This window comes from Rhodococcus sp. D-46, assembly GCF_011290655.1.
Lineage (GTDB): Bacteria > Actinomycetota > Actinomycetes > Mycobacteriales > Mycobacteriaceae > Rhodococcus_F > Rhodococcus_F qingshengii.
Window position 1 is genome coordinate 638,805 of record NZ_JAANTF010000001.1, and the last position, 16,907, is coordinate 655,711.

The following is a 16,907-nucleotide window of genomic DNA, read 5'->3' on the forward strand; positions in this document are numbered from 1 at the left end:
GTTAGGTAAACCTTACACTGATGTGTGCAGCGATCAGTGACTCGCACCGAGTTCGATGAGAAGCACGCCTGCCGCGATGAGGCCGATCCCGACCATCATGAGCCTGGTCAGCGGTTCGCGAAAGAGAATGCGGGATGCGATTGCCGTCAACGCCACTCCACATGCGGTCCAGATTCCGTATGCGACGCCGATGGTGAGGCCCGCGTCGAGCGCGAGGGTCAGGAAGGCGAAAGCGGCGAGATACCCCACGGTGACAACCGCGAGCCATCGTTTGTCGCTGCCGTCCTACGACGCCATCCGTAGTGACAACGTCGCGGTGACCTCGGAAATAATTGCAGCGATCAGAAATACGAAGGTCATGCTGGGTCCGCCGGCCCGCTGTCGGCGGCAGCCTGAGAGCCGAGTTCGACGCACAGCACTCCGCCGATGACCAGTGCAATCCCGACGCCCATGGTGGCCGTCAGAGGATCTCCGAAAAGGGCCGTTGCGAATACTGCGGTCAGGACAACTCCGGTTGCGCCCCAGATTCCGTATGCAACACCGAGTCCCATGCCCTCCCGCAGGACGAACGACAAGGCGGTGAATGCTGCGAGATATCCGCCGACGACCACGATGTACCAAGCCGGGTGATCGAGGGCGGCGCGCAACGACAGCGTCGCAGACACCTCGGTGAGGATCGCGGTGATCAACAACAGCCATTTCTTCACGGTTGGGATTCTGTCAGGCTCCACCGATTCCGGTCGCGCACTACGGTCGAGACATGACGTGCGTACTGCTCGGTGGAATCCGCAAAGGTGACATCCGCCACGACGCGTCGGTTGGCGATGTGGCCGCAACTCCGATCCTCGACTGGGGCCACGACGACGTGGCCCGCCTCTACGAGGACATTGCAGAAGGTGCGATCCAGTCGGCGCAGGAGTTCCTGGTGTCGGCGCATCGCAGCGTCGCTGCAAATATTCGGCCGGTGTACGGCCTCGACGACCGGCAACCCGTCTCGGTGACATTGAGTCGAGAGCGCGGATCCTGCAGTCAGAGACTGGCTATCGTCGAAGCGTTGGCTCGCCGCCGAGGTATCGCCACCCGAGTATGCGGTCTCGTACTACGCGGGGAATTCTGGTACCCGAGATTTCGGCGTCTACATGCGGTGATTCCGAAGTCAGTGCTGCTGGCGTGGCCGGAATTTCTGGTCGACGGACGCTGGCAGGACATCTCCGAATTCGTCGACCGCGATCTGGGCACCTTCGAATCTCGCGACGTGCTCTTCGAGGAATTCGGACAGACGATGTCGACCCCCGTCAGAATTCTCGTCGACCCGGTTTTCCGGAACTGGAGTGCATCCGGCTGACGCGCGACGCGAGGTCTAGGCTGTTCTGCATGTCTGTGCGTACCCCATTGGTCCCTGGAACCGTCTCTCCCGTCCTCGCTGTGCCCTCGAAGATCGAGCGGCCCGAGTACGCGTGGAAGCCGACCGCCAAAGAGGGCAACGAGCCCTGGGTTCAGACGCCGGAAACGATCGAGGCGATGCGCATCGCCAGCAAGATCGCTGCAGGCGCGCTGCAGGAAGCCGGCAAGGCTGTCGCTCCCGGTGTCACGACCGACGAACTCGACCGCATCGCACACGAGTTCATGCTCGACCACGGTGCATACCCGTCGACGTTGGGCTACAAGAGCTTTCCCAAGTCGTGCTGCACGTCTCTCAACGAGGTGATCTGCCACGGAATCCCCGACTCGACTGTGATCCAGGACGGCGACATCGTCAATATCGACGTCACCGCGTACATCAACGGGGTACACGGCGACACCAATGCGACATTCCTCGCCGGTGACGTGTCCGAAGAGAACCGCTTGCTCGTCGAGCGCACACACGAGGCAACGATGCGGGCCATCAAAGCCGTCAAGCCCGGCCGCGCGCTCAACGTGATCGGACGTGTCATCGAGTCCTACGCCCATCGGTTCGGGTACGGCGTCGTCCGGGACTTCACCGGACACGGAATCGGCGAGACCTTCCACAACGGCCTCGTGATCCTGCACTACGACGAGCCCGCGGTCGAGACGATCATCGAACCGGGCATGGTCTTCACGATCGAACCGATGATCAACCTCGGTGGTATCGACTACGAGATCTGGGAGGACGGTTGGACCGTCGTCACCAAGGACCGTAAGTGGACGGCGCAGTTCGAGCACACCTTGGTGGTCACCGAGACCGGTGCAGAGATTCTCACCCTGCCTTGAGTTCGGAGATGCGCGGCGCTCTGCTGGTAGCCGGCACGACTTCCGACGCAGGCAAGAGCGTTCTGGTGGCCGGATTGTGTCGCATGTTGGCGCGTCGAGGCGTCCGAGTGGCGCCGTTCAAGGCGCAGAACATGTCGAACAACTCCGTGGTCACGCTGGACGGCGGAGAGATCGGCCGTGCGCAGGCACTTCAGGCGCGGGCATGCGGTCTGGAGCCGAGTGTTCGATTCAATCCCGTGCTGCTCAAGCCTGGAAGTGACCGCACTTCGCAACTGGTCGTTCGGGGCAAGGCGATGACCACAGTGGGTGCTCGCGACTACATGCAGCATCGGCAGTGGCTTCGCGCCGTCGTGGCCGAAGATCTCGAATCGCTTCGATCCGAGTTCGACGTCGTGATCTGTGAAGGCGCCGGTTCACCGGCCGAAATCAACTTGCGCGCAACGGATCTTGCCAACATGGGATTGGCTGAGGCTGCGCGGATTCCGGTCGTCGTCGTCGGTGACATCGATCGCGGCGGCGTCCTGGCCCATCTGTTCGGGACCGTTGCTGTGCTCTCGCCGAGCGACCAGGCATTGATCGCGGGATTTGTGATCAACAAATTCCGCGGTGACGTTGCACTGTTGGAACCCGGACTGGAACAACTGCGCAGCCTCACCGGTCGACCCACTCTCGGAGTGATCCCGTTTGCCGACGATCTTTGGCTCGACGCCGAGGATTCGCTTGGCGTCACCGGCAATGCCCCGGTAGGGCGCCCTGGCCCACCCGTCGGTTCGGCCTGGCTCACCGTTGCTGCGGTTCGGCTCCCGCGCATCTCCAACTCCACGGACGTCGAGGCACTGGCATGTGAACCGGGCGTGGCAGTTTCGTGGGTGACCGATCCGTCGCGGATTCGCGACGCGGACCTCGTGGTGATCCCCGGTAGTAAGTCCACCGTGAGTGACCTCGAGTGGTTGCGAAGTACCGGCCTGGCCGACGAGATCGTCGCGCGAGCAGGTCGCGGGCAAGCAGTCCTGGGAATCTGCGGCGGTTACCAGATGCTGGGTAATTCCATCGTCGACGACGTCGAATCAGGATCAGGGACCACCGCGGGACTGGGTCTGCTGGACCTCGATGTCGAGTTCGCTCCGGACAAGGTGCTGGCGCAGATGACCGGTACGGCAGACGGTATCTCGGTGTCCGGGTACGAGATTCATCACGGACGCGTCGTGCGCAACGGGGACCACCCATTGCTGGCGGACTCGAGCGGTATGCCGGAAGGCAGTGTGCGAGGGCCTGTTCGAGGGACACACTGGCACGGTCTCCTGGAAAGTGACGACTTTCGGCGCAGCCTGCTGCGTGAGCTCGCGGTTCCCGGTTTTGTTGCTGCACCCGACACCGCGGTTGCCGCGGTGCGAGAACAACAACTCGACCTTCTCGCTGATCTCGTCGAGCAGCACCTCGATCAGGATCTACTCGAGAAACTGATCAACGGTGGGGCGCCTATCGGGCTCCCCGTCATTGCTTCCGCACTCGAAGCCTGAGAGCGCTCCCGCGGGTGTCGACGTGGACGCGGTAGAATAGCCAGGCCTCACTCCCGCGACGGCTCCCTAGTAGGAGTGTGCGCGGTGACAGATCAATTCGACGGCTTGCTGACCGACTTCAGTGACGAGGTGCTGGTCGACTCGGCAATGCTCGGCGATCACGCGGCCTTCGACGTCATCGTCCGCCGATACGGCCCGCACTTGTATCGATTTGCCCGTCGACTGCTCGCGAGCGAGAGTGACGTCGACGACATCGTCCAGGAAACCTGCGTCGCTGCGTGGCGCCAACTTCCGGGGTTTCAGCGGCGCTCGAGCACCAAGACCTGGTTGTTCGCGATCTGTTCTCGCAAGATCTCGGATTTCTATCGAAAAGTCGGCTCCTGCGCCGCCGATATGGACGAACTCCGGGAAGAAGCTGATCCCCGTTTGCGTGATCCGAGCGAAGAAGTCTGCGGCACAGCATTTCTCGACGCCCTGGAATCCGAACTCGATCGCCTGCCACTGCGTCAGCGTGCTGCCTGGGTCTTGCGAGAAGTGGAGGGCATGACGTATCCACAGATCGCTGTTGTCCTGGAACTGAGTCCGGACGCGGTTCGTGGCCAGCACACTCGGGCGAGGCGGAATCTCGGTGTCGCACTCGATCGATGGCGATGACGACTCGGCGGTTTGCCGGGGTCTGTCACCGAACTCACTCTCCTTGGTGCCCGTGAAACTGGAAGAATGCTTCGTCGTGGATACCGCTTTCGACCCCAGAGGCTTCGACCCGAGAACCGAGGATTCGGTGCCGTCGGTACTGCCGGACGATGCGACGGCAACGGGTGCTGACGTCGCCGTCGAGGCTGCGGAAACTCGGCTGACGGCACGTGCGGTCAGAGAGTTGCTGGCAGCGCTCGGGGAAGTATCGGCGACGAGGACGAACTCGTGGTTCTCCTCCAACGCGCCGTCGAAATCGCGAACGACGCCATCGACGGCGCCGACAGCATCGGCGTCACCATCGATCTTGCCGGGCAGACCTACACCGCCGTTCACACCGATTCGCGGACCCTGCGCGTCGACATCGAGCAATACGACGCCGGCGACGGACCATGTCTGCACGCGGCTCGAACCGGTGAAACCGTAGTCGTTGATGCCGAGACCAGCGCAGATCGCTGGCCGCGGTTCGCGGCGGCCGCGAAGGACGAAGGGATCAAGTCCTTTCTCGCGGCGCCGCTCTTCACGCCGGATCAGCGACTCGGTTCGTTCAACTTGTACGGACGTGCCCCAGCGGCCTTCGACAGCGTCGACGCGGAAGTCATGGAGATTCTCACGACAACAGTCTCACGCGCGATCGGAGACTTCTCCCGTTTCAAATCTGCCAAGGCCGTAGCTGACGCCCTGCAACGCGCGCTCGAGACTCGGGCGCCGATCGAACAGGCCAAAGGCATGCTGATGGCCATCCATCGGATCGACGCCGACACCGCATTTCACATGCTGCGCAGGCAGTCTCAGACCACGAACACCAAGTTGCGTGACGTGGCAGCCGAGATCGTCGAGACGTATTCCGCGCCGCCTACCGCGGTCTAGTTCGACGGAGACCGACGTACGGCCTCGAGCGCGACGACCACGCTCGCGGCGACAACCACGTGCATCAGCGCGAGCGTGACCGTGCTGGCGGCGTCGAAGTCCGCGGCAATCGTCAGGGCGATGGTGCCGAGCGCAAACACTGCACCCACGACCTGAGCGATGCGGATGATCGGCTCCCACTTCAGTGAGATCAACATTGCGAGCGACAAACCGACCAGCAACGGCACTACCGTAAGTGTGATGACCCCGCCGGGAGCTACGCTCGCCACCTTTCCCTGATCTGTCATCTCGAACGATCCGCCCGATGCCAGGCCGATCAACCACAGGATCAGGTTGGCGACGAGGGCCATGACCGTGGCCCCGAGTACGGCACGCGGCTTGGTGAGGTGGAGGTTGTGTGCGGTTGAAGCGATTGTAGACATGATGTTCTCCCGGCTCGATGCGATGCTCTTGTGACGTCGCTCTGGTGAATAGACCCGCCGGCGGGGAGAAACTCATCGCTGAGGTTGACTATTGCCCGTCGACGACGGGCACTGCGGTGCCGGTGACCGAGATACCGCCGTCGACCGGGATGTCGACTTCGAGCACACTGGGACGCCCGACGTGTCGGCCCTGGTGGATGGTGATCCGCCGCGGAGTGGCCGCGGGTTCGAGTTTGCGCAGGTAACCGCCGGTCGATGCCGCTGCGGACCCGGTTGCGGGATCCTCGACGATGTTTCCCACCGGAAACAGATTTCGGGCTTCGAAGGTGTTGTCGTCGAGGGGATGCAGGATCGTCACCGTGCCGGCCCACCCCTGCGCGTCCATCAGAATTCGCATTGCGGATGGATCGAAGGTGAACTCGTCGAATGTCGACTGATCACGAAGTACGACGATCGGGTGAGTGTTGCCGGCGTACGAAAGCATTGCGGGATACCGCGCGTCGAGCGCAGACGAATCGACGCCGATGAGCCCGAGCAGCGCTGTCAGCACGGCGTGATCGATCGGCGAGACCGACGGTTCGACGCTGGTGAAGGTCGCGGTGGACCTTCCGTCCTCGTCGGTCGCCGTGTCGATGGATACCGGTCCGATCGGTGTTTCGAATGTGAAGGTTCCCTCACCGTCTCGCTCGGTGAGAGCGATGGCCGTCGCAATAGTGGCATGACCGCAGAACGGTACTTCGGCGATAGGGGAGAAGTACCGGATCCGGCTGTGGCGCGGGTTGCCTCCGAGCACCGGTTCGATGAGGAACGCCGTCTCGGCATACCCGACTTCGGCTGCAACAGATTGTAATTCGGAGTCGTCGAGTCCACGCGCGTCGAGCACTACGCCGGCCGGATTACCGCCGGCCGGATCCGAACTGAACGCAGTCAGCCGGAGGATGTCGCGAGAAGTTGCCATGTCGACCATCTTTGTCCGCTGTCGTCCATCGAGGGAAGAGTGATCGCGCGATTGCGGTCCGCGATCTTCGAACTGGACTGCCTCCGGAACAAACCGGCCGCACGGCGTCGTTGGTGCAGACATGAGCAATGACACAGACACCGACGACGCGTTGTTCGCACTCGTGGCCGAGGGAAAACAAGGTGTGCTGGCAACCGTCAAGCGTGACGGCCGCCCACAGTTGTCCAACATCATTTACCGCTGGGATGACGAGTCGAAGACGGCTTCCGTGTCCGTCACGGCCGATCGCGCCAAGAGTAAAAATGCGATCCGCGATCCGCGGGTTTCCCTTCACGTCAGCGCGCCCGACTTCTGGAGCTACGCCGTGATCGAAGGACTTGCTGTGGTGACACCCGCAGCGGCCGATCCTCACGACGAAGTGTCGGACGCCCTGGTCGAGCTGTACCGGGACATCAGCGGCCAGGAGCATCCCGATTGGGAGGAGTACCGCGAAGCGATGGTGGCAGAGCGTCGACAGATCCTCACGGTGCGCGCTGATCACGTCTACGGAATGACGAGGCTCCCCAAACCGTCCGGTACCTAGAGCCGCGCCCCACTGGAGTTCGGCCCACCCCCACTTTCGAGCGAACGGTACGTCCGTCGCCTCAGATGCGCCGAAAGCCACTTTCGCTCCGAGTGGAGGCGGTACAGAGCGAACAAATCGGACTCGCCGCCGGTGGTGAGAGTGTATGAGTGGTCATACTTCTGTCGACTCCAGGGTCCTCCACTGTGTGGATCGCGTACCGTTTCCAGACATGGAATTGACTCGAGTAGCGGTGGGCAGTGGTTCGTGCACCGTTCGGATCGACGGGCCGGTCAGCAAGCATGCGGTACTCCTGCTCCCCGGCAAGGGCGACCCCGTCGACTTGTACGACGATGTGTGTGAGCGACTGCATCATTCGGACCTGCGGACCGTCGCGGTGGAATCGATCGAGAATCTCGACGAGACCTCGGCAGTGGTACTTCTGGACGAGTTGAACATCGCCTGGGTGAATCTGGTCGGTCACCGGGAGGGCGCCGATCTCGCGTGGCTGTTGGCTGCACGTCAGTTCGGCCGCTTCGCGAGTTTGATCGCCGTGGACCGTGGGCATCCGTCGGCCAGCGATATTGCCGGCGTTCCGCCGGTCGAGGTTCCGACCACCGTAGTCGTGGGCAGTGGAGGTCGGGCCATCGCCGACGCCAGCGGTCGTTTCGTGTACTCCGACTTCCGCGTGACGGAACTTCCGGGTGTCGACGACGTCGTCAAGTCGGCACCGGCCGAACTCGCAACCGAGATCGTGCTGCGTACCAGCCCCTGGTGAAACTCTGACCTACGAAAAGGCGGGCATTCCCATTGCGAGGAGTGCCCGCCTTTTCGGCGTCATAAGGGCTGCGGGGCTCAGATGTCGAGGCCGAGCAGCGCGTTCTCGACCACTTCGGCCAAGGCCGGGTGGATCCAGTACTGGCCGCGCGCCATGTCCTGAGCTGACAAACCGAAGCTCATCGCCTGAATGAGCGGCTGGATCACCGTCGGAGCCTGCGTACCCATGACGTGGGCACCGAGAATGCGTCCGGTGCCGCGCTCGGCGATCACCTTGCAGATGCCCTCCTGATCCTCCATCGCCCAGCCGTAAGCGACGTCGCCGTAAGCCTGCACCTTGACCGTGATGTCGAGTCCGGCGTCGCGAGCCTGCTTCTCCGTCATTCCGACGTCGGCGATCTGCGGGTCGGTGAACACGGCTGCCGGTACGAAGCGGTGATCGGTGCTGCGAAGCCCGGACGTGTCCTTCCACGCGTCCTGGAGCAGGTTGTGTTGAACAACGCGCGCTTCATGGTTGGCGACGTGCTTGAGTTGGTACGGCGAGGAGACGTCACCGAGTGCGAAGACGCCCTCGGCGGTGGTGCGTTGGTATTCGTCGACCACAATCGAGCCCTTGTCGTCGAGTTCGACGCCGGCCTTGTCGAGACCGAGTAGGTCACCGTTCGGCTGACGACCGACCGCGACGAGGAGAACGTCACCGGAAACGACTGTGCCGTTTGCCAGTTCGACGGCGATGTTGTCGCCGTCGCCGCCTACCGACGTGAGGGGGGAGCCCAGATGGACGTCCCACTTCTGTTCGGCCAACTCGGTGAAGCGCTCGGAGATCTCGTCGTCGAGGTGCCGCAGCAGTCGCTGGCTGCGACCGATGATCGACACGCGAGAACCCAACGCGGAGAACACGTGTGCGAACTCGGTGGCGATGAATCCAGAGCCGACGATCACGAGGTGCTCGGGAAGTTCGGGCAGTCGCATGATGTCTTCGTTGGTGTAGTACTTCACACCACTCGACGCGATCTCGTCCGGGATGATCGGACGCGAACCGGCTGCGATGACCACCTGGTCAGCGGTGATCGTCCCGCCGGTTCCGGTGTCGATCGTCTTGTCGCCGGTGAACGTGGCGTGGCCGCGGTAGACGGTGGTGTTGGGACTGTCTTCGCTGCGGTACCGCTCACCACCTGCAGAAATGGGATCGATGCGGCCGAAGACGCGCTTGACGATGTCGGACCAACGAACGCCGTCGAGCGTGGCGTCGACGCCGTACTTCTCGGCAGTGGTGACGGTTCGTGCCACCTCGGCGGCGTAGACGAACATCTTGGTCGGGATACACCCGACATTGAGGCACGTTCCGCCGAAGGTGCCCTCTTCGAGGATTGCGATCTTCTTGCCGTCGAACCGCTCGTCGGGCAGCGAGTTTCCGGATCCGCTGCCGATGATTGCAAGGTCGTAGTGCGTCACTGCGCGATCTCCTGTGTGTTGCTTGCTGTGCTTGCCGAACTTTCTGCGGCCGGGGTGAGGTGGCCGTCGAGCCACTCCAACCACAGGTCGAGTTCGGAAAAGGCTGTGGCCAAAGGCTTCTCGGTCGAAAGGAACACGTCGTGACGGGCGCCGTCGATCGGGACGATGGTGGTGCGATCGCCGAGGCAACCGGCCCAACGTGCGATCTGCTTGACGTCGAGCACGGAATCGGCGAGGTCGACGCTCGGGTTGTACGCCTTCGCGAACTGCGACTTCTTCGAGCGCAGAATCAGCGCGGGCACTCCGATGTCTAGGCCGCGGTGAAGTTTTGCGTGACCCGCTCGGACGGCCCGCATCCAGCCGAAGGTAACGGGGCAGCCTGCCAGCGGCTTCCAGTCGAGGTTGTAATCCCAGACGCCGTTGGCCGAAACATGAAGACTGGAACCGTAAGTCGGTAGCCCAGTTCCCGGGATCACCGTCTTCGCCGATACCCGTCCGAGCGCATCGATCGCCGTAGTACCGACGTTGCGCACCACTGAGGGACCCTGAAGGTCGAACCAGGGGCTGTTGAGTACCAGCCCGCAGATTCCGGCGCCGTCGCTGCCACCGGGCTTGCGCTGCAAACGGTTCAGCCAGAGCGGAACGATCAGACCGCCGGTGGAGTGCGCCATGAGCAGCACCTCGCTGCCCTCGGTCTCGCTGCGGACGATGCGCAGCGCTTCGTTCAGTTCGGCGTCGTAGAGCGCAAGGTCGGAGACGTAATGAGCTGTGTGCCCCGGTTTGAGGGAGCGGCCGCACTTACGCAGGTCGAGTGCGAAGAAGGCGTAACCCTGCTCGGCAAAGTGCTCGGCGAGGTGCTTCTGGAAGAAGTAATCGGTGAAACCGTGCACGTACAAAACGGCACGGTGTGTCTTCACCGCCTCCTTCTGCGGTTGGTAGCGGACCAGTGTTGCGTCCACCTCGCCTTCGCCGTCCGGATCCGTTCCGAGCGGGATCGTCAGCTGCTGATATCCGTCACCGAGGACGTCTGGAACCCAAGTAGTCACAAATCACAATCTAATCGTCGTTTCGAGTGCGCGTTGTAGAGCACAATTGGGGGTGGTGAACCGCGCGTGTACGCACGGGTAACCTATTCGGCGTAACACAGCAGGCGGATGCGCGCACGGCTAATGACAAGGAAGTCGATTCTCCAGTGTCGAATCAGAACGCGGTAGAGACGAAGACGGATGTAGTGCTCGTGGGCGCAGGCATCATGAGCGCCACGCTGGGTGCATTGCTGCGCCAGCTGCAGCCCGATTGGTCGATCTCGACCTTCGAGCGGCTCGATGCCGTCGCAGCCGAGAGCAGCGACCCCTGGAACAACGCGGGAACCGGTCACTCAGCCCTGTGTGAGCTCAATTACACACCTGAGAACTCGGACGGCACGGTCGACATCAAGAAGGCCGTCAACGTCAACGAACAGTTCCAGGTGTCACGCCAGTTCTGGGCACACGCGGTAGAGCAGGGCGTCCTGACGCAGCCCAAGGAATTCATCAACCCCATCGCGCACGTGAGCTTCGTTCACGGTGAGGCCAACGCCAAGTACCTCCGTGCTCGTTACGACGCACTTGCCGGCCACACGCTCTTCCGCGGTATGGAGTACATCGACGATCCGGCCGAGTTCAGCAAGCGTTTGCCGCTCATGGCCAAGGGACGCGACTTCTCCGATCCCATCGCCCTGAACTGGAGCCAGGACGGCACCGACGTCGATTTCGGAGCGCTCACCAAGCAGCTCATCGGCTACATCGGCAAGACCGGCGGCAAGATGTACTTCGGCCACGAGGTCACCAACCTGACCCAGAACTCGGACAAGTCCTGGACCGTCAAGGTCACCAACCGTCGCACCGGTGAAAAGCGCACCGTTCGCTCGCGCTTCGTGTTCGTCGGTGCCGGTGGCGGCGCCCTGCACCTGCTGCAGAAGTCGGGCATCAAGGAAGCCAAGGGCTTCGGTGGCTTCCCGGTCAGCGGTGCCTTCCTGCGATGCACCAACCCCGAACTCATCGACCAGCACAGCGCCAAGGTCTACGGCAAGGCTGCCGTCGGCGCCCCGCCCATGTCGGTGCCTCACCTGGACACCCGTGTCATCGGCAACAAGCCGGGTCTGCTGTTCGGTCCCTACGCTGGTTGGTCGCCGAAGTTCCTCAAGCAGGGTCGCGTCACCGACCTGCCCGGCTCGGTCAAGCCGAACAACATCCTCTCGATGCTCGGTGTCGGTGTCAGCGAGCTCGGCCTGGTCAAGTACCTGGTCAGCGAGCTTGCCAAGAACGAAGCCGGTCGCATCTGGGATCTGCGTGAGTTCGCGCCCAAGGCGCAGGCCCAGGACTGGGAACTCATCACCGCGGGCCAGCGCGTCCAGGTGATCCGCCGTGCCAAGGGCAAGGGTGGTGTCCTCGAATTCGGTACCGCTGTGGTCGCCGCTGAGGACGGTTCCATCGCCGGCCTGCTCGGTGCTTCGCCCGGTGCGTCCACGGCCGTCCCGGCGATGCTGGACGTACTCGAGCGCTGCTTCCCGACCGAGTTCCAGGGTTGGAAGGGCAAGCTCCGCGAGATGGTTCCGTCCATCGGCGTCAAGCTCACCGACAACGAAGGCCTGTTCAACCAGGTCTGGGATTGGTCCTCGAAGGTTCTCGAGCTCGATTCCGCCGGTGCTTCCGAATCGTCTCCGGTCGCGGATACCGCCGCGACTGTGTGATAGTCCAACCCATGACGGCAACAGCAGCTTTGAAGCGTTCATGGGCACTCGATCTCGACAACAAGACGTTCTACGAGTTGTTGAAGCTTCGAGTGGAGGTCTTTGTCGTCGAGCAGGCTTGCCCGTATCCCGAGTTGGACGGGCGGGACCTGCTGACGGAAACACGCCACTTCTGGCTCGAGCAGGACGGCCAGGTGGTGTGCACGCTCCGGCTGCTCGAAGAGCACGACGACGGAAACAAGAGCTTCCGAATCGGACGCCTGTGCACGTCGCGTCAGGCGCGCGGCCAGGGCCACACGACCCGCCTCCTGCAGGCCGCACTGGCCGAGGTCGGCGAAGCGCCGTGTCGGATCAACGCCCAGACCTACTTGGTCGAGATGTACGCCAAGCACGGATTCAAGGCTGACGGCGAAGAGTTCATCGAAGACGGCATCCCGCACACCCCGATGCGTCGTGGTGGGGGAGAGCCTTTCGTGGCCGTCAGCTAGTTTGTCGGAGAATTGACCCTGGTCGGCTCGTGGGAAAGCGAGCCGACTAGGGTTTTTTCGATACCGAATGTTCGCGGGGAAGTCCTGTTCGATCCAGGCGCGGTCCCGCCACTGTGAAAGATCTCTCCTCTACCGATAAACCGGGAGATCTCAGCCAGGTCGCCGCGACATTCGAGTGCAGCCAAATTCTCGGCGAGGAAACCGAGAGGTGGAGGGATATCGACGTGCGAAGTGAAGAAGATCGACCAGTGGCGGGCTTCCCGTTCAGTGCTGTGGTCGGCCAGGATCAATTGCGATTGGCGCTGATCCTGTGTGCGGTGCATCCAGGGATCGGCGGGGTCTTGGTCCGCGGTGAGAAGGGAACTGCCAAGTCGACGGTCGTGCGCGCGCTGACTGCGCTGCTGCCCGCGGTCGACGACGCCGGAACGACACGACCGGCCCGCTTGGTCGAACTGCCCGTGGGCGCCACCGAAGACCGGGTGATCGGTTCGATCGACCTGGAGAAGGTTCTGCGTGACGGTGAGCGCGCATTCCAACCTGGACTGCTCGCCGCCGCTCACCAGGGTGTTCTGTACGTCGACGAGGTGAATCTGCTTCACGACCACCTGGTCGACGTGCTTCTCGACGCCGCGGCGATGGGCCGGGTTCACATCGAGCGTGACGGCATCTCCCATTCGCATCCGGCCAAGTTCGTACTCGTCGGCACGATGAATCCCGAAGAGGGAGAACTGCGTCCGCAACTTCTGGACCGTTTCGGTCTGGCTGTCGACGTCGCCGCTTCCCGCGACGTCGACATTCGCATGGAAGTGGTGCGTCGCCGACTCGACTACGAGCGTGACCCCGAGGCATTTGTCGCTCGGTACGTATCCGCCGATGAGGAGTTGGCGTCCGAAATCCTCACGGCGCGTGAGAAATTGGACTCGGTCGAGCTGAGCAACCGCGAACTGCGTCGTATCGCCTCGCTGTGTGCGTCGTTCGACGTCGACGGTATGCGCGCGGACTTGGTGCTGGCGCGCACCGCGACGGCCCACGCTGCCTGGCGCGGCGACAGTGAAGTCACTGCGGAGGACGTACGAGTAGCGGCGGAACTGACGCTGCCGCATCGCCGCCGCCGCGATCCGTTCGACGAGCCCGGCTTGGATCAGCAGCAGTTGGACGATGCGCTCGAGCAGGCCGATCAGGATGCTCAGTCGCAGGTAGAGGACGACGCGCGCGACGGAGAGCCCGAACCTCCCGAGAATCCCGAAGACCGTGGCCCGGAAGATGGCGGCTCCGATGACGGCGGTCCCGGAGACGAAGGGCCGGACGACGACGGGCCTGACGACGACGGCCCGGACGACCCTGACGGACCTGGTGGGGGAGTGCGCGCCACCGATCGTCCCTCGGCTCCACCGGCCGGCGAATTCAAGGCCAAGCTCCTCGAAGTTCCGGGAGTCGGTGAAGGTGCACCGGGACGACGCTCGCGGTCCATGTCGTCCCGTGGACGAGTTGTGCGGTCCACGCGGGAGCGTGGGCACGGATTGCATCTGACGAGCACGGTCTTTGCCGCAGCCGAGTCTCAAGTTGCCCGTGGTCGCACTGCTGGACGGTTGCGGCTGGCACCGGCTGACCTCCGCGGCGCGATACGTGAAGGGCGAGAAGGCAATCTGATCGTTTTCGTTGTCGACGCGTCGGGGTCGATGGCAGCACGCGACCGCCTCTCCGCGGTCACCGGTGCGGTTGTCTCGTTGCTCCGCGACGCCTATCAGCGCCGCGACAAGGTCGCCGTCATCACTGTCCGTGGTCGTGAAGCGGAGCTCGTACTGCCGCCGACATCTTCGGTGGACATCGCTGTCCGTCGCTTGCAGTCGATGCGTACCGGCGGCAAATCCCCACTCGCAGAGGGATTCCTGCGTGCTCGCGAAGTGGTTCTGCGTGAACGACTTCGTGACCCGCAGCGTCGCGCCCTCGTCGTCACACTCACCGACGGCCGGGCAACCGGCGGCAAGGACGCGCTGCACCGCGCCCGCGTCGCCGCGCATCTTCTCGCCGACGCGTCCGTCGCGTCCATCGTCGTCGACTGCGAGACCGGCCTCGTGCGTCTGGGGCTGGCGGCCGAGTTGGCGCGAGAACTACGTGGCGGATACGTCCGCCTCGCCGAATTGTCAGCGCAGCAGGTCGCGGGTGTCGTCCGCGCCGCAGCCTAGATCCCAGCTCAGGAGTTCACGATGCCCAAGGGTGTTCCCGAGACAGTTCCCGACGACGGTCTGACCACGCGTCAGCGTCGTAACGCGCCGGTACTTGCCGTGCACACCGGCGCGGGAAAGGGTAAGTCCACCGCCGCTTTCGGCATGGCGCTGCGTGCCTGGAATCAGGGGCTCGACATCGGCGTGTTCCAGTTCGTGAAGAGTGCCAAGTGGAAGGTCGGAGAGGAAGCCGCGTTCCGCGCGCTCGGAAACCTGCACGACGAAACCGGCGTCGGTGGGCCGGTGCAGTGGCACAAGATGGGCGAAGGTTGGTCATGGACACGCAAGGCCGGTAGCGAGGAAGATCATGCTGCTGCCGCTGCGGAGGGTTGGCAGGAGATCGCGAGAAGGCTTGCGAGCGAGGAACATCGATTCTATGTCCTCGACGAGTTCACCTATCCGCTCAAGTGGGGCTGGGTCGACGTCGACGAGGTCGTGCAGACACTGCGCGATCGTCCGGGCAACCAGCACGTTGTCATCACGGGACGCGACGCCCCGCAGGCGTTGATCGACGCCGCCGACCTCGTGACCGAGATGACCAAGATCAAGCACCCGATGGATGCCGGCCGAAAGGGCCAACGGGGCATCGAATGGTAAGTCCTTCCACTCCGGCCGTGGTGATTGCCGCTCCTGCCTCGGGTAGCGGAAAGACCACGGTGGCAACGGGATTGATCGGCGCGCTGCGACGGTCCGGTAGCAGCGTTGCACCCTTCAAGGTGGGGCCGGACTACATCGACCCGGGTTATCACGGACTCGCGGCAGGGCGGCCCGGACGCAACCTCGACACTGTTCTGGTGGGCCCGGATCGCATCGGACCGCTCTACCGGCATGGAACCGCTGGTTGCGACATCGCCGTGGTCGAAGGCGTCATGGGTCTGTTCGACGGGAAGATCGACGAGGCAAACTCGCAGCCGTCGGCGGAGGGATCGACGGCGCAGGTCGCGTCGATCCTCGGTTCGCCGGTAGTGCTCGTGATCGACGCCCGTGGGCACAGTCAGAGTCTGGCCGCCGTACTCCACGGCTTCGCGACCTACGACGCAGGTGTGCGCATCGGCGGCGTCATTCTCAATCGCGTCGGGAGCGCTCGTCACGAGCAGGTGTTGCGTCATGCGTGCGACAAGGTCGGCGTCGCAGTGCTCGGGGTTGTGCCACGGTTGACGGAACTCGAAGTTCCCTCCCGGCACCTCGGCCTGATTCCGGCGGCCGAGCACGGCGCCGCCGCTGTGGCCGCAGTGGACGCTATGTCCGATTTGATTGCCTCGCACGTCGATCTGGGTGCTGTTCGCGCACTGGCCGCCTCGAACGTGAGTGCAGCTGCATGGGATCCGGTTGGCGAGGTCGGCGCACACGCAGAGTCTCGGCCTGTGGTTGCCATGGCGGGTGGCCCGGCCTTCACCTTCGGCTACGCCGAGCACCGGGAGCTGTTGACTGCTGCCGGCGCGGACGTGCAGGTGTTCGACCCGTTGCGGGACGAGCTTCCTGCGGGAACTGCCGCTCTGGTCCTTCCCGGTGGCTTCCCGGAAGAACACGCGGTAGACCTTGCGGCCAATACCGTACTGCTGCAGCAGGTTCGCGATCTGGCGGACGGCGGCGCACCGATCCACGCCGAGTGTGCCGGTCTGCTCTACCTCGCTCGCAGCTTGGACGGTCACAGCATGGCCGGTGTTGTCGGGGTGGATGCGACATTCGGGAAACGCCTGACCCTCGGGTACCGCGAAGCAGTGGCGATCAGCGACTCCAGCCTCTTCGAAGCAGGCTCCCGCGTCACCGGTCACGAGTTCCACCGAACGTCTCTCGTCTCGGCAGACGCGGACGGTTGCGGAAGTGCGTGGGGGTGGCGGCCCTGGGACGGCGGCAGTGTCCGCGAAGGATTTGTTCGCGGCGGCGTCCACGCGTCGTATCTCCACACTCATCCGGTGGGGCAGCCCGAATCGATCGCGAAGTTCGTCGATGCCGCACGGGGATGACCTCTGT

General features: G+C 63.4%; 16 protein-coding genes and 2 pseudogenes. 12 read left to right on the forward strand and 6 right to left on the reverse strand.

Features of this window, described 5'->3' with window-relative positions:
• Positions 1 to 33: 33 nt before the first annotated feature.
• A pseudogene (locus tag G9U53_RS03085) lies at positions 34 to 360 on the reverse strand (SMR family transporter).
• Positions 357 to 707 carry an SMR family transporter gene (locus tag G9U53_RS03090; protein WP_003942817.1) on the reverse strand — a complete coding sequence of 117 codons (351 nt, stop codon included), beginning with the start codon at positions 705 to 707 and terminating at the stop codon, positions 357 to 359. Before G9U53_RS03090 ends, G9U53_RS03085 begins: the two are co-directional and overlap by 4 nt.
• 53 nt (positions 708 to 760) lie before the next feature.
• Here G9U53_RS03090 and G9U53_RS03095 point away from each other — a divergent pair, with 53 nt between their 5' ends.
• The 5 genes and pseudogenes from G9U53_RS03095 (at position 761) to G9U53_RS03115 (ending at position 5,315) form a co-directional block, all read left to right on the forward strand.
• Complete coding sequence (locus tag G9U53_RS03095) at positions 761 to 1,345, forward strand: transglutaminase domain-containing protein (RefSeq protein WP_165638314.1); 585 nt, start codon at positions 761 to 763, stop codon at positions 1,343 to 1,345.
• Positions 1,346 to 1,374: 29 nt separating this feature from the next.
• Positions 1,375 to 2,232 carry a type I methionyl aminopeptidase gene (map, locus tag G9U53_RS03100; RefSeq protein WP_007734970.1) on the forward strand — a complete coding sequence of 286 codons (858 nt, stop codon included), beginning with the start codon at positions 1,375 to 1,377 and terminating at the stop codon, positions 2,230 to 2,232.
• An 8-nt stretch (positions 2,233 to 2,240) separates the two neighbouring features.
• On the forward strand, positions 2,241 to 3,752 hold the full coding sequence (locus G9U53_RS03105) for a cobyric acid synthase (protein WP_003942774.1): 1,512 nt from the start codon (positions 2,241 to 2,243) through the stop codon (positions 3,750 to 3,752).
• A gap of 84 nt (positions 3,753 to 3,836) precedes the next feature.
• Positions 3,837 to 4,406, forward strand: a complete 570-nt coding sequence (locus G9U53_RS03110) for a sigma-70 family RNA polymerase sigma factor (protein ID WP_007734974.1) — start codon at positions 3,837 to 3,839, stop codon at positions 4,404 to 4,406.
• 76 nt (positions 4,407 to 4,482) lie between these two features.
• Positions 4,483 to 5,315 (forward strand): annotated as a pseudogene (locus G9U53_RS03115) (GAF and ANTAR domain-containing protein).
• Here the strand turns inward: G9U53_RS03115 and G9U53_RS03120 are convergent.
• Entirely contained in the window at positions 5,312 to 5,737 is a 426-nt protein-coding gene (locus G9U53_RS03120; protein ID WP_165638315.1) for a DUF6069 family protein, read from the reverse strand. The pseudogene G9U53_RS03115 and the gene G9U53_RS03120 overlap by 4 nt on opposite strands.
• An 88-nt stretch (positions 5,738 to 5,825) precedes the next feature.
• Positions 5,826 to 6,695, reverse strand: a complete 870-nt coding sequence (locus G9U53_RS03125) for a PhzF family phenazine biosynthesis protein (protein ID WP_228232590.1) — start codon at positions 6,693 to 6,695, stop codon at positions 5,826 to 5,828.
• A 121-nt stretch (positions 6,696 to 6,816) separates the two neighbouring features.
• Between G9U53_RS03125 and G9U53_RS03130 the strand changes: the two genes are divergently transcribed.
• Together G9U53_RS03130 and G9U53_RS03135 are read left to right on the forward strand one after the other, a co-directional pair.
• The gene (locus tag G9U53_RS03130; RefSeq protein ID WP_063316564.1) at positions 6,817 to 7,278 is read left to right on the forward strand and encodes a PPOX class F420-dependent oxidoreductase; all 462 of its coding nucleotides are present in this window, start codon (positions 6,817 to 6,819) and stop codon (positions 7,276 to 7,278) included.
• Between the two features lie 211 nt (positions 7,279 to 7,489).
• Complete coding sequence (locus G9U53_RS03135) at positions 7,490 to 8,035, forward strand: hypothetical protein (protein ID WP_003942671.1); 546 nt, start codon at positions 7,490 to 7,492, stop codon at positions 8,033 to 8,035.
• A 77-nt stretch (positions 8,036 to 8,112) separates the two neighbouring features.
• Here G9U53_RS03135 and mtr read toward each other — a convergent pair whose 3' ends face one another.
• Positions 8,113 to 9,489 carry a mycothione reductase gene (mtr, locus tag G9U53_RS03140; RefSeq protein ID WP_165638316.1) on the reverse strand — a complete coding sequence of 459 codons (1,377 nt, stop codon included), beginning with the start codon at positions 9,487 to 9,489 and terminating at the stop codon, positions 8,113 to 8,115.
• The gene (locus tag G9U53_RS03145; protein ID WP_003942674.1) at positions 9,486 to 10,535 is read right to left on the reverse strand and encodes an alpha/beta hydrolase; all 1,050 of its coding nucleotides are present in this window, start codon (positions 10,533 to 10,535) and stop codon (positions 9,486 to 9,488) included. The genes mtr and G9U53_RS03145 overlap by 4 nt, the downstream gene beginning before the upstream one ends.
• 146 nt (positions 10,536 to 10,681) lie before the next feature.
• Here G9U53_RS03145 and mqo point away from each other — a divergent pair, with 146 nt between their 5' ends.
• The 5 genes from mqo to G9U53_RS03170 all read left to right on the forward strand — a co-directional run bounded on the left by mqo (position 10,682) and on the right by G9U53_RS03170 (position 16,900).
• Positions 10,682 to 12,220, forward strand: coding sequence for a malate dehydrogenase (quinone) (mqo, locus tag G9U53_RS03150; RefSeq protein ID WP_083057389.1), 1,539 nt, complete (start codon positions 10,682 to 10,684; stop codon positions 12,218 to 12,220).
• A gap of 11 nt (positions 12,221 to 12,231) precedes the next feature.
• Positions 12,232 to 12,708: a GNAT family N-acetyltransferase gene (locus G9U53_RS03155; RefSeq protein ID WP_003942808.1), complete on the forward strand. Its 477-nt coding sequence runs from the start codon at positions 12,232 to 12,234 to the stop codon at positions 12,706 to 12,708.
• Between the two features lie 224 nt (positions 12,709 to 12,932).
• Positions 12,933 to 14,894, forward strand: a complete 1,962-nt coding sequence (locus tag G9U53_RS03160) for a magnesium chelatase subunit D family protein (RefSeq protein WP_054188596.1) — start codon at positions 12,933 to 12,935, stop codon at positions 14,892 to 14,894.
• Between the two features lie 21 nt (positions 14,895 to 14,915).
• Positions 14,916 to 15,530 (forward strand): cob(I)yrinic acid a,c-diamide adenosyltransferase, encoded by a 615-nt coding sequence (cobO, locus tag G9U53_RS03165; RefSeq protein ID WP_165638317.1) that lies wholly within the window; start codon positions 14,916 to 14,918, stop codon positions 15,528 to 15,530.
• Complete coding sequence (locus G9U53_RS03170) at positions 15,524 to 16,900, forward strand: cobyrinate a,c-diamide synthase (protein WP_054828139.1); 1,377 nt, start codon at positions 15,524 to 15,526, stop codon at positions 16,898 to 16,900. Before cobO ends, G9U53_RS03170 begins: the two co-directional genes overlap by 7 nt.
• Positions 16,901 to 16,907 lie beyond the last annotated feature (7 nt).

Coding starts and splice junctions, on each gene's coding strand:
- G9U53_RS03095 (WP_165638314.1), top strand. CDS start 761: ATGACGTGCGTACTGCTCGGTGGAATCCGCAAAGGTGACATCCGCCAC.
- map (WP_007734970.1), top strand. CDS start 1,375: ATGTCTGTGCGTACCCCATTGGTCCCTGGAACCGTCTCTCCCGTCCTC.
- G9U53_RS03105 (WP_003942774.1), top strand. CDS start 2,241: ATGCGCGGCGCTCTGCTGGTAGCCGGCACGACTTCCGACGCAGGCAAG.
- G9U53_RS03120 (WP_165638315.1), bottom strand. CDS start 5,737: ATGTCTACAATCGCTTCAACCGCACACAACCTCCACCTCACCAAGCCG.
- G9U53_RS03125 (WP_228232590.1), bottom strand. CDS start 6,695: ATGGCAACTTCTCGCGACATCCTCCGGCTGACTGCGTTCAGTTCGGAT.
- G9U53_RS03130 (WP_063316564.1), top strand. CDS start 6,817: ATGAGCAATGACACAGACACCGACGACGCGTTGTTCGCACTCGTGGCC.
- G9U53_RS03135 (WP_003942671.1), top strand. CDS start 7,490: ATGGAATTGACTCGAGTAGCGGTGGGCAGTGGTTCGTGCACCGTTCGG.
- G9U53_RS03155 (WP_003942808.1), top strand. CDS start 12,232: ATGACGGCAACAGCAGCTTTGAAGCGTTCATGGGCACTCGATCTCGAC.
- cobO (WP_165638317.1), top strand. CDS start 14,916: ATGCCCAAGGGTGTTCCCGAGACAGTTCCCGACGACGGTCTGACCACG.
- G9U53_RS03170 (WP_054828139.1), top strand. CDS start 15,524: ATGGTAAGTCCTTCCACTCCGGCCGTGGTGATTGCCGCTCCTGCCTCG.